Origin of the sequence: Citrobacter sp. RHBSTW-00599 (assembly GCF_013784065.1) — a bacterium.
Lineage (GTDB): Bacteria > Pseudomonadota > Gammaproteobacteria > Enterobacterales > Enterobacteriaceae > Citrobacter > Citrobacter braakii.
In genome coordinates this window covers 4912360-4924185 of record NZ_CP056717.1, presented here as the reverse complement: position 1 = coordinate 4924185, position 11826 = coordinate 4912360, and the positions used below count along the sequence as shown (strand labels likewise).

Genomic DNA, 11826 nt, shown 5'->3' with positions numbered 1-11826 from the left:
CTTATGAGGTTAAGGTCTGATTGAGCAGGGCGAGCACCTGGTTGGTGTCGCCTTGCTTCAGTTGGTTGATGAAATCTTGATGGATAATTTTGCGGCACAGGGTGCCGATAATTTTGACCTGATCGTCCTCGCCCGTTTGTGGCACGCCGAGGCAGATCCAGCAGTTAACGTCCTCGCCGTCGCTGGCTTTCCAGTCCACTTTTTCTGATTTGCGCGCGAACAAGACGAAGGGGCGTGTGATACAGACGCTTTTACCGTGTGGGACGGCAATGCCCGAACCAAAGCCGGTGGAATGCAGCTTTTCGCGTATCAGCAGCGTTTGCAGGAAGGCGCTGCGGTCAGAGACGTAGCCATTTTGAAGCGCCATATTCGCCAGTTGCTTGAGGATGGCATAAACGCTATTCCCCTGAATATTCAGGTCAATGCAGTTAGCTGTAAGGGCTGTCATGATGGGACTCCGTTAAAAACTGTTTGATTTGATTTTAACGGTGAGATGGTGAAGAGATGAGCAGCAATATGTCAGCGGGAAGTGACAATTTGAGGCAGAGTTAGCGCCTGGTTTTGTGGGGTAAAACACATAACGCTACAGGTGATTACCCTGATGAATATTTCGCCAGGGTAATTATATTCTTAGTGTATACCCACCATTCGTAACAGCGCGGTTACCACCGCAGCGGCAACGATCACCACGATCAGCGGCATCTTACGCCAGGCGAGAAATACCGCAAAAGCCACGCCGAGTACGCGCGCCATTCCGGCAAAGTGTTCGCCCTCGTAAAAGGTGGTCGCCAGCGCAACGGAGAACAGTAATACCGTTGCGGCGTCGGAAAGCAGCGCCTGCGAGCGTTCTGAGAACGCTAAACGGCTTCCAAGCTTGGCTCCCCCTAAACGCATTAAATACGTTCCCAGAGATAACATGGCGATACCGACGATAAACAGCGTCATGTTGCCCATTATTTTTTCCTCGTCAGTAAGCCAAAGAGTGAGAGCAAAACCGGTAAACCGACCGGCGCAAAGGGAATGGCGGCAAGCGACAACGTGGCGCCGCTACAGGCACGAATCAGCGTAGTGCGGTTTTTGAATGCCGGGACGACCAGAGCCAGCAGAATGGCAGGGAAGACGGCATCCAGACCGATGGTTTCCGGGGCAGGGAGCAGTTTGCCGACGCCTGCGCCGATCAGGGTGCCAACAGGCCAGAAAATTGCGACGCCCAGACCGCACAGCCAGTAGGCGGCTTTACGTTGCTCAGGCGTTTTTTGCGACAGGCCAAAGACTACGCTTTCGTCGTTCATAATATGACAGCCGAGGAAACTGGCAGCTCGGGTGCCTACCAGATCGCGCACGGTGACGCCGAACGGCACGTGACGGGCGTTAACCAGTAAACCCGCAGCCGCAGCCGCCAGTGGATTACCACCGCTGGCGATAATGCCGATAAACATAAACTCGGACGCGCCCGCCAGCACAGTAATAGAGAGTACAAACGGTACCCACAGCGGGAAGCCGTAGGCCATCGCCAGCGAGCCGTATGACATGCCGACTACACCGACGGCCAGACAGACTAAAAATATTGCTTTTATCGTGTCGCCTTTGAGACTGGAAAAATAATGTTTCATACCGTTTTAGCCATATCGAACGAGTTTCCATTATAATGAACGCGACCAATTGGCTTTACAAGTCGAACAATTCGTTCGATATAAAAAACATGGAGTCGTGAATGACCCAGCCCATCAGTATGATCGCGAAAAGTCTGGTGCGTGAACGTCAGCGCACTGGTTTGTCGCTGGCGGAGATTGCCCGTCGCGCGGGGATTGCAAAATCGACACTCTCGCAATTGGAAGCGGGCAATGGGAATCCTAGCCTGGAAACGCTCTGGTCGCTGTGTGTGGCGTTAGATATTCCCTTTGCGCGCTTGCTGGAACCGCAGGAGCAAAAAACGCAGGTGATTCGCCGCGGCGAAGGGACAAAAGTCGTGGCTGAGCAGGCCCACTATCAGGCCATTTTACTGGCCGCCTGCCCACCAGGCGCGCGGCGGGATATCTATCTGCTGCTGACGCAGCCGGGCGCGGATCGTATTTCACAACCGCATCCACCGGGATCGGTTGAACATATTATCGTAACGCAGGGTAAGGCGATGGTGGGATTGACGGAAGCGCCGGAGGAGTTAGGTGAGGGCGATTATATTTGTTACCCTGCCGATCAAGCGCATATCTTTAAAGCACTGGAGCCTGACACTCAGGCGATTCTGGTTTCTGAGCAGAGTTAATTGAACGCTTATTAAATAAAGGCGCGGCGATTGTCGTTCGCGCCTTTATTATTTTTAATTATATTTTATTGTTATTCATATAAAATTGTTTTTATTATTTTTCGTTAATTTCAGCACTATTGTTATATCCCTCACATTCTTAATTATATCTACGTTACACATAATAAAATCAGTATGATAATAAATATTAGCCTGCACTGGTGCCACGTTTTAATGTTCTGAATTTATTTCAGTCATCGGTATCGTATTACCTATAAAAATATTTTTTGGATTTGCATGTTGCGCGTCTTCCGGTCGGAAGACGTTGGACGATCTTTATTTCAAGGAAAGCAAATAATGAAGAAATCGACATTAGCTTTAGCAATAGGTCTATTATTAGTGGCAAATAATGGCTTTGCTAAAACGCAAAAAATGACTCTGGAACAGCGGCTCGAACAACTGGAGGCTCGGCTGGAAGCTGCGGAAAACCGCGCGGCAAAAGCGGAAAATCAGGTGCAGCAATTGCAGGTACAGCAGGCTGCGGAGATCCAGGAAATTAAAGTTGCTCAGGGAAATACGCCAGTCAACGGCACTACGCCCGCACAAGAGACCAAAAAGAACGCCACTACCCCTAATCTGGTGCTCTCCGGCTATGGCGATCTGAAAATCTACGGCGACGTGGAATTCAACATGGATGCGGAAAGCAACAAAGGCGTGCTGGCGGCAACCAATTCGAATGTGGGCGACCCAACCAATGAACGCTGGGATCTGAACGGACGTATCCTGCTGGGCTTTGACGGTATGCGTAAGCTGGATAACGGCTATTTCGCCGGTTTTTCAGCGCAACCGCTGGCTGACATGACGGGTTCGGTCAATCTTGATGACGCCGCTTTCTTCTTCGGTCAGGAAAATGACTGGAAAGTAAAAGTCGGTCGTTTCGAAGCTTACGATATGTTCCCGCTGAATCAGGATACCTTTGTTGAGCATTCAGGGCATACCGCCAACGATTTGTATGATGACGGTAGCGGCTATATCTACATGATGAAAGAAGGTCGTGGCCGTTCAGATTCCGGCGGCAGCTTCCTGATGAGCAAACAGCTCGATAACTGGTATTTCGAGTTAAATACCCTGCTGGAAGATGGTACCTCGCTTTATCAGGATAGCCGCTATCATGGTCGTGAAATGTCGCAGGAGAAAAACGTGGCTTATCTGCGCCCGGTCGTCGCCTGGACACCGGTGGATGCGCTGACGATTTCTGCGGCCATGGAATCGAACGTTATCAATAACGCCTATGGATATACCGATGCTCAGGGCAACTTTGTCGATCAGTCCGATCGTAACGGTTACGGTATGACGATGACCTGGAACGGTCTGAAAGCCGATCCGGAAAATGGCCTGGTGTTTAACCTGAATACCGCTTATCTCGATGCGGATAACGAAAAAGACTTTACGGCGGCGGCCAACGTTCTGTGGAAGCGCTTTGAACTGGGCTATATCTATGCTCATAACAAGATCGACGAATTTAACGGTCTGATCGATCACGATGATAATGACTGGTTCTACAATGTGGGCACTTACGATATTCATACCATTCATGCGTCTTATTTAATTCCGAACGTGATGGATATGCAGAACTTTAATATTTATCTCGGCGCTTATTATTCGATGATTAACAGCGATAACAGCAATCCGGAGAATTATACCGACGACGACGACCGTTACGGCGCGCGTCTCCGTTTCAAATACTTCTTCTGATTTTCCGTTCTCAGGCGCCTGGATTCAGGCGCTTTTTTCTTAGAGCCTGGTCATCAGGTTTTTATTTCCCCACCCAGTTATTTTTGATTTTGAACTTGTCGGCGCGGTTGTAGCTACACGAGTAGTTAAATGCCGTCCCATCTTCCAGTTTGGTGACGCCGGAGACTTTCAGCATTGGCAAGCCTGAGCAGGTGCCGGGTCGTGGGGAAATGGCGTGGATGACAAAACGAACGCAATGCTGCTAACGGGAGAAAAAAGTTTCCTCCCCCGTCAGGGGAGGAAACAGAGCGGTTAAGGCAGATAAAACACTTCTTTTAGCTCAGCGCTGACTGGACTGTTGTCCGGGTTTGCCGGCATGACATCACGCATATGCTTCCACCAACGCTGGCAAACATCGGTGCTGGCAACGGCGTTCCAGCGCTCTTCTGACTCAATCTCGACGGTGGCGAACAGCAGGTTGCGTTCCTGATCGAGATAAATCGCGTAGTGATGGGCACCGTGCTCTTTCAGCACCGCTTCCAGTTCTGGCCAGATGGGATTGTGCCGACGTTGATACTCAACGTGCGCGTCGGCATTCACCTGCATCACAAAAGCCTTGCGGATCATAACGCCTCCAGATACAGCTCGCGGACTTCGTCGCGGCTGGCGGTGCGTGGGTTACACGGCGCGCATGGATCGGCCAACGCTTTATCCAGCCAGCCTTCAATATCCTCTTTCGTCACGCCAAGGGAACTAAAACCAGCCGGAATACCTACACGCTTGCTCAGGGCACGAATCGCGGTGATGGCCTCCATGCTTGCCGCTTCGTCGCTCATCCCGCGGGTGTCCACTCCCATCGCCTGCGCCACTCGGGCAAAACGCGCCACGGCGTTAGGGCGGTTAAAGTTTTCGATGATCGGCAGCAGGATAGCATTGCAGACGCCGTGCGGCAGGTTGTGGGTCGCGCCTGGCTGGTGTGCCAGCGCATGCACCAGACCCAGACCAGCACTGTTGAATGCCATACCCGCCAGATACTGACCAAACGCCATTTGTTCGCGGGCTTCGAGGTTATGACCATCGTCGACCGCTTTCGGTAGCCACAGGTTGATCAGGCGAATTGCTTCCAGGGCGTTGGCGTCGGTGAGCGGATGCGCGCCAACGGAAACATAGGCTTCCACCGCGTGAGTCAGGGCGTCCATGCCGGTTGCGGCGGTAACGGAGGCTGGGATTTCCAGCATCACGCTGGCGTCATCCACGGCGATATCCGGGATGATGTTCGGGTCGATGATCACCTCTTTGACCTTGCGGGCAGAGTCGATAATGACCGCGTTGCTGGTCATCTCTGCTGCTGTACCAGCAGTGGTATTGATGGCAACCAGCGGCACGCCCGCATTTTTCACTTTGCCCACGCCGGAGTAAGCGGTAGAAGGGCCAGGGTTGGCGGTCAGGATCTTCACCGCTTTGGCGGTATCGATCGGGCTGCCGCCGCCGAAGGCGATAATATAGTCACATTCTGCCCCCTGATATGCCGTAAAACCTTTCTGTACCAGCTCTTCTGTCGGATTCGGGAACACCTCATCAAACAGGTGGTAAGACATTTGATGTTCATCCAGTGCGACAAAGAGGCTATCCAGCAGGCCCAGCTTCACCAGTTGACCATCGGTGACGATCAGCGCTTTGCCCCATTGTTTATTCGCCACGAGATTCACCATATCGGCAATCGCGCCGGCGCCATGCAGGCTAATTTTTGGCAGTGCCAACATAAAGCTCATCACTATTCTCCTTAAAAAAAATCCCTGGTGCCCGATGGCATTACGCTTATCGGGCCGACGGTGAAACGTGCATCGTCATGTAGGCCGGATAAAGCGAAGCCGCATCCGGCGTTGAGTTGGCAGGTATCAGTACAGCTCTACGGCACTTGCCAGCGGAGTCACGCCAAAGCGTTTAGCCAGTGCTACCAGCTCTTCACGCGTGATGGTCTGCTTCATACCGCCCATCGAATAGATTTTGACTAAAACTTCGGCGGATTTTTCTGCGGTATCTATCAAGCCAAATGCTTCGTCGAGGGAGGGACCGCTGCCGAACACGCCGTGGAACGGCCACAGTACCAGCGAGTGTTTCTGCATTTCCTCGGCGGTTGCCTGGCCGATTTCATCCGTACCCGGCACCATCCACGGCAGAATGCCGACGCCATCCGGGAACACCACCAGACACTCGGTGCTGCCTTCCCACAGTTTGCGGGTAATCAGCGGGGTATTGTTTTCCAGCACGTAGGTCAGGGCGATCAGGTTGGTAGCATGGCAGTGCATGATCACGCGGTCTTTGCCGTTCGTCGCTTTAATACGCTCGCAATGGGAGAGGAAGTGAGCCGGCAACTCAGAGGTTGGCACCGCTTCGTGGGTCAGGCCCCAAAGGATGTGGTAGCCCGCGCCGTCGCTGTCTACTTTCACCACGCCCAAATTTGCCGCGGGATCGAGCTGAACGTTACGGAAAAATTTACCGGAACCGGTGACGATAAACGGCGTGTTCGCCAGCAAAGGCATTGGCTGACTTAGCGCGATATAGCGCGGTTTTTCGTGGAAATCGGCGCTAAATGGCGCAATGTCAGCCTCATCCAGACGCAGCGTCAGGTTGCCGCCGTTACGTTCGTCCCAGCCTTTCAGCCACGCGTCGGAAGTGGCTTTGATCATCCCCTGGACGAACCAGGAATTAGTCATGTTTTGCATATTCGGTGATCCTGTTGATTGCCCGATTATTATCGGGTCTTACGTAGGCCGGATAAGTGAAGATCCATCCGGCAATCGTCTTTCATTCATTGCCGGATAGCGACGTGGGGCGTCTTATCCGGCCTGTAAGCCTGGTGTCACGGTTAGCTACGTTTGCTCAAAATCTCTTTCTCATAAGCGCGCACGCTGTCCAGCCACTGGCTTCCTGCTGGCGTGTCGTGACGCTGGCAATACATCTCCCACACGGCCTGCCACGGCAGCGATTTTTGCTCTTCCAGCAAGGCCAGACGTGCGGTGTAGTCGCCGCTGGCTTCAAGCTGACGCAGTTGTTCGGTCGGTTCTAACAGCGCGCGCAGCAGGGCTTTTTTCATATTGCGGGTGCCGATAACCCACGCGGCGATGCGGTTAATAGAGGCGTCGAAGAAGTCGAGGCCGATGTGTACGCGGTCGAACAGGTTGTGGCGAACGATCTCGCTGGCAATCGCCTGCGTTTCATCATCCAGCAGCACCACGTGATCGCTGTCCCAGCGCACCGGACGGCTGACGTGCAGCAGCAGACGCGGTACGTACAGCATGGCGGCGGAGATTTTGTCGGAAATCACTTCAGTCGGATGGAAGTGACCCGCATCCAGGCACAGCGCGGTCTGACGGCTGGTGGCGTAACCCATATAGAACTCGTTGGAGCCCACGGTGTAGCTTTCGGCGCCGATGCCAAACAGCTTGCTCTCGACGGCGTCGATATGGTGCGCCGGGTCGAGTTTTTCGCTGATCACTTCATCCAGTGCTTCAAGCAGACGTTGGCGCGGTGCTAACCGGTCAACGGTAATGTCTTTCATGCCATCCGGGATCCAGATATTCATCACCGATGGCGTACCCAACTGCTCGCCAAAATACGCTGAGACGCGACGGCTGGCTTTGCAGTGGTCAATCCAAAACTGGCGAATGGTGTCATCGGCGTGGGCCAGCGTGAAGCCGTCGGCGCTCAGCGGGTGAGAGAAGCAGGATGGGTTGAAATCCAGCCCTAACTGGTTTGCTTTCGCCCACTCGACCCAGTTTTTAAAATGTTCAGGTTTGATTTGGTCGCGGGCAACCGGCGTATCGGACTCCAGATAGATCGCGTGCAAATTCAGACGTTTTGGACCCGGGATCAGGCTCAGCGCCTGCTCCAGATCGGCGCGCAGCTCGGTGGCGTTACGCGCTTTGCCCGGATAGTTGCCGGTAGCCTGAATACCGCCTGTGAGCGAGCCTTCCGGATTCTCGAAACCGGCGACATCATCGCCCTGCCAGCAGTGCATGGAGACCGGCAGACGATCGAGCTGGCGTAAGGCCGCCTCGACATCAATGCCTACCGCGGCGAAACGCAGTTTTGCCAGTTCCCAGGCTTGTTCAAGTTGAGTGGTCATGCGCAAAGCTCCTTTGTCTGTCGTAGTGATGGAAACTGCGCCTGGTAGCGGGCAATTTCACTTTCAGGATTTGGAATGAAGGTGGTCAGGTCGTAGTTGGCACGCACCACCTGACGGAAATCATCAACGTTGTTCAGCTCGTCCAGCGTCATCAACTGGATGCCAATATTGCCGAGCGTGGAGGCCTCAATCGGCCCGGACATCACGCGAATACCGCAGGCATCCGCGCACAGCTGGTTCAGTAGGGCGTTCTGGCAGCCGCCGCCAACGATGTGCAGTTGGCTAAATGCTGCACCACGCAGTTGTGCCAGTTCTTGCAGAATGTCAGCGTATAGCAATGCCAGGCTGTCGAAGATACAGCGCGCCAGTTCGGCGTTTTGCTGGGGAACGGGTTGACCCGATTCACGACAGGCCGCCTGAATTTCCGCGCTCATATCGTCGGGGTTGATAAAGCGATCGTCGTTCGGGTTTATCAGGAATTGGCAGGCCGGCAGCGCTTGCGTTTGGGCAATAAGCGTTGGCAGGTCGGTAATCTGGCGCTCTTTTAAAACGCGCTGGAGCAGCCACAGTCCCATGATGTTTTTCAGTACGCGGTAGCGCCCTTCCGCGCCCCCTTCGTTGGTGATGTTCGCCGCCAGCGCCGCATCGTTGGTATACGGCGTTCTGCTCTCAAAGCCCATCAGCGACCAGGTACCGGAAGAGAGATACGCACTATTTTTATCGGCCAGCGGTGAAGCGATGACCGCGCTGGCGGTGTCGTGACTGGCGACGGCCACAACCGGAATTTGGTTTTTCTGCGGGCAAATCCAGTGACCAATGACGTTCCCCGGATGCGTCGGGCGACCAAACCAGGCTTTGTCTGCCCCGGTCCACGCCAGCAGCGTGTCATCCCAGTCGTCGGTGTTGATATTGACTAACTGGGTGGTGGTGGCGTTGGTGTATTCCCAGTTCAATTTGCCGGTCAGGCGAAAGCTGAAGTAGTCGGGGATCAGCAGGGCATGTGCCACCTGCGCAAGCAGTTCTGGCTGCTGTTCAACCAGCGCACGTAGCTGATACAAGGTGTTAAACGGCAGAAACTGAATGCCGCTACGGCGGTAGATTTCACCTTTACCTGGCTGCGCCATCGCCTGTGACATAATGCCGGTCGTGCGGCTGTCACGGTAAGAGACCGGCAGACCAACACGTTGTCCGGCGTTATCGATCAATACGTAATCCACGCCCCAGGTATCAATGCCAATGCTGTCTATCCGAATGCCTTCATCACAGACTTTTTTCAGGCCAAGGCGAATGTCGTTTTCCAGGCTGTCGATGTCCCAGGTGTCAAAACCGTCCGTTTTTTGCAGACAGTTAACGAAGCGGTGGATTTCACGCAGCGTCAGGGTGCGGTGTTTACTGTCGTAACGTGCGAGCATTACGCGCCCACTGGATGCGCCGAGATCGACAGCGACACAATGGCGAAAAGTCATGGCGAGGTCCTTCTGAGTTTTATTGCACTCAGTCTAAGAACCCCGAATAAAGCGTACCTTCTTGACAGTGACAGCCCCAATTAGCGGCTGGCAACATGGCAAAGGTGAACGTGATGTTGTTCACAGTTTCCACTAATAGCGCGGATTTTGGCGGATGTGACGCCTTCCGCATTTCCCGATCTTTCCCGCCATTTCTTGAAGAATTAACCGTGTTTACGCACTTTGGCGTCAAAAAATTAAGGTGAGGGTAGGAACCCTTAATTACTATTCAGCCATATTCGTTAATCAGGGGGAGCCGTCATGACCGTACTGCATTGCGTGGATTTTTTTCCGACAGGTAAAGCGCCTGTGGCTATTGAACCGCGGCTTCCTCAGCCCGCGTTTCCTGAACATCATCATGATTTTCATGAAATTGTGGTGGTCGAACATGGAACGGGGATCCATGTGTTCAACGGACAGCCTTACACCATCAGCGGCGGTACGGTGTGTTTCGTCCGCGATCATGACAGGCATTTATATGAACATACTGACAATCTGTGTCTGACCAATGTGTTGTATCGCTCTCCGGATGCGTTTCAATTTCTGGCCGGGCTGAATCAGCTTTTGCCTCAGGAACAAAATGGGCAGTATCCCTCCCACTGGCGCGTAAACCAGGGCGTACTGCAGCAGGTTCGTCACCTGGTGGGGCAGATGGAGACGCTCGGCGAGGAGATGGATACGCCCACGGCGGCAAATCGCGAGATCCTGTTTATGCAGTTGCTGGTACTGCTGCGTAAAAGCAGCCTGATGGAAGCGGCGACCGATAACGATGCGCGGCTTAACCTTTTGATGGCATGGCTGGAGGATAACTTTGCCGAAGAGGTGTGTTGGGAGGCGCTGGCCGAGAAGTTTTCGCTCTCTTTACGCACTCTGCATCGCCAGCTTAAACAGCAAACAGGATTGACGCCGCAGCGCTACCTTAACCGTCTGCGACTGATTAAAGCCCGACATCTGCTCCGCCACAGTGATGACAGCGTGACTGATATCGCTTATCTCTGCGGTTTCGGTGACAGTAACCACTTTTCGACGCTTTTTCGCCGTGAGTTCGAGTGGTCGCCACGCGATATTCGTCAGGGGCGTGACCTTATAGCGGGAAGCAGCCTTCAGTAACGCGAAAGCTATCAACGTTTTTTACCGTCCGTTTGCTGATAATCATACCCTTTCATGCCGGATAAGCGCAGCGCATCCGGCAAGCGTACAGGTTGAGGTGATGTGATGGCGAATCATCTGGTTCTTTTGAAATCAGACTTTTTTGCGCATGAGCAGCAGGCTGTCGCCGTGGCCGATCGTTATCCGCAGGATGTCTTTGCTGAGCATACCCACGAGTTTTGCGAGCTGGTTCTGGTCTGGCGCGGCAATGGTCTGCATGTCCTTAACGAACGTCCGTACCGGATAACCCGTGGCGATCTGTTTTACATTCGCGCCGAAGATAAACACTCCTACACCTCCGTTAACGACCTTGTGTTGCAAAATATCATCTACTGCCCGGAGCGGTTAACGCTGAATGTTGACTGGCAAGGGGCGATCCCCGGATTTGACGGTACGCCGCGGCAGCCGCACTGGCGACTTGGCAGCGTTGGCATGACCCAGGCCAGACAGGTGATAAGCCAGCTTGAGCATGAAAGTAATCAGCGCGATGCGCAGGCCTTTACCATGGCTGAGCTGCTGTTTGGTCAACTGGTAACTCACCTTAAACGTCATCGTTATGCCACGGATACGCTTCCGGCGACGTCAAGTGAAACGCTGCTGGATAAACTGATCACCGCGTTAGCCGGTAGCCATGAGCATGCGTTCGAACTGGATACGTTTTGCGAGCGTGAACGGTGCAGCGAACGCGTTTTGCGCCAGCAGTTCCGTAGCCAGACCGGGATGACGATCAACCAGTATCAGCGCCAGGTGCGGGTGTGCCATGCACAGTATCTGCTCAAGCATAGTCGGTTGATGATTAGTGAGATTTCCATGCGCTGCGGCTTTGAGGATAGTAACTACTTTTCGGTGGTATTCACACGCGAAACCGGGATGACGCCGAGCCAGTGGCGTCATCTGGCTGAGTGAGGAATCATAATAATGTCGCATATTAGGGTGATAAAACCTGACAGCGAATACTCCCATAAAATAAAATCTCCACGATGGTTTATTGCTGTAAATAAAGAGTAAAATAGGAATAACGCCCATTATCATGGGGGGTGTGAACGTATATTATAATTTATCATCAT

12 protein-coding genes are annotated in these 11826 nt (G+C 53.3%); 4 read left to right on the top strand and 8 right to left on the bottom strand.

Annotation, left to right across the window (positions count from 1 at the left end; genetic code table 11):
• Nucleotide 1: 1 nt before the first annotated feature.
• From HV243_RS23790 to HV243_RS23780, 3 genes are all read right to left on the bottom strand, one after another.
• The gene (locus tag HV243_RS23790) at nucleotides 2-448 is read right to left on the bottom strand and encodes a PTS fructose transporter subunit IIA (protein WP_047357774.1); all 447 of its coding nucleotides are present in this window, start codon (nucleotides 446-448) and stop codon (nucleotides 2-4) included.
• A 182-nt stretch (nucleotides 449-630) separates the two neighbouring features.
• The gene (locus HV243_RS23785) at nucleotides 631-954 is read right to left on the bottom strand and encodes an AzlD domain-containing protein (protein WP_016155190.1); all 324 of its coding nucleotides are present in this window, start codon (nucleotides 952-954) and stop codon (nucleotides 631-633) included.
• Entirely contained in the window at nucleotides 954-1613 is a 660-nt protein-coding gene (locus tag HV243_RS23780; protein WP_016155191.1) for an AzlC family ABC transporter permease, read from the bottom strand. Before HV243_RS23780 ends, HV243_RS23785 begins: the two co-directional genes overlap by 1 nt.
• A 101-nt stretch (nucleotides 1614-1714) precedes the next feature.
• Between HV243_RS23780 and HV243_RS23775 the strand changes: the two genes are divergently transcribed.
• Nucleotides 1715-2263, top strand: coding sequence for an XRE family transcriptional regulator (locus tag HV243_RS23775; RefSeq protein WP_016155192.1), 549 nt, complete (start codon nucleotides 1715-1717; stop codon nucleotides 2261-2263).
• A 336-nt stretch (nucleotides 2264-2599) separates the two neighbouring features.
• Nucleotides 2600-3997 carry a carbohydrate porin gene (locus HV243_RS23770; protein WP_053388916.1) on the top strand — a complete coding sequence of 466 codons (1398 nt, stop codon included), beginning with the start codon at nucleotides 2600-2602 and terminating at the stop codon, nucleotides 3995-3997.
• Nucleotides 3998-4288: 291 nt separating this feature from the next.
• Here the strand turns inward: HV243_RS23770 and rhaM are convergent, their stop codons facing one another.
• The 5 genes from rhaM to rhaB form a co-directional block, all read right to left on the bottom strand.
• On the bottom strand, nucleotides 4289-4603 hold the full coding sequence (gene rhaM / locus HV243_RS23765) for an L-rhamnose mutarotase (RefSeq protein ID WP_016155195.1): 315 nt from the start codon (nucleotides 4601-4603) through the stop codon (nucleotides 4289-4291).
• Nucleotides 4600-5748: a lactaldehyde reductase gene (fucO, locus tag HV243_RS23760; protein WP_053388915.1), complete on the bottom strand. Its 1149-nt coding sequence runs from the start codon at nucleotides 5746-5748 to the stop codon at nucleotides 4600-4602. The genes rhaM and fucO overlap by 4 nt, the downstream gene beginning before the upstream one ends.
• A 126-nt stretch (nucleotides 5749-5874) precedes the next feature.
• Complete coding sequence (rhaD, locus tag HV243_RS23755; RefSeq protein WP_016155197.1) at nucleotides 5875-6702, bottom strand: rhamnulose-1-phosphate aldolase; 828 nt, start codon at nucleotides 6700-6702, stop codon at nucleotides 5875-5877.
• A 143-nt stretch (nucleotides 6703-6845) separates the two neighbouring features.
• Entirely contained in the window at nucleotides 6846-8105 is a 1260-nt protein-coding gene (gene rhaA, locus HV243_RS23750; protein ID WP_019077926.1) for an L-rhamnose isomerase, read from the bottom strand.
• A complete protein-coding gene (gene rhaB / locus HV243_RS23745) occupies nucleotides 8102-9571 on the bottom strand; it encodes a rhamnulokinase (protein ID WP_016155199.1) in 1470 nt (489 codons plus the stop codon). The genes rhaA and rhaB overlap by 4 nt, the downstream gene beginning before the upstream one ends.
• Nucleotides 9572-9871: 300 nt before the next feature.
• On the opposite strand from rhaB, the gene rhaS reads away from it, so the two are divergent.
• Both rhaS and rhaR read left to right on the top strand, forming a co-directional pair.
• The gene (gene rhaS / locus HV243_RS23740; protein WP_016157890.1) at nucleotides 9872-10720 is read left to right on the top strand and encodes an HTH-type transcriptional activator RhaS; all 849 of its coding nucleotides are present in this window, start codon (nucleotides 9872-9874) and stop codon (nucleotides 10718-10720) included.
• 105 nt (nucleotides 10721-10825) lie between these two features.
• Nucleotides 10826-11665, top strand: a complete 840-nt coding sequence (gene rhaR, locus HV243_RS23735) for an HTH-type transcriptional activator RhaR (protein WP_053388914.1) — start codon at nucleotides 10826-10828, stop codon at nucleotides 11663-11665.
• The last annotated feature ends 161 nt before the right edge of the window (nucleotides 11666-11826 follow it).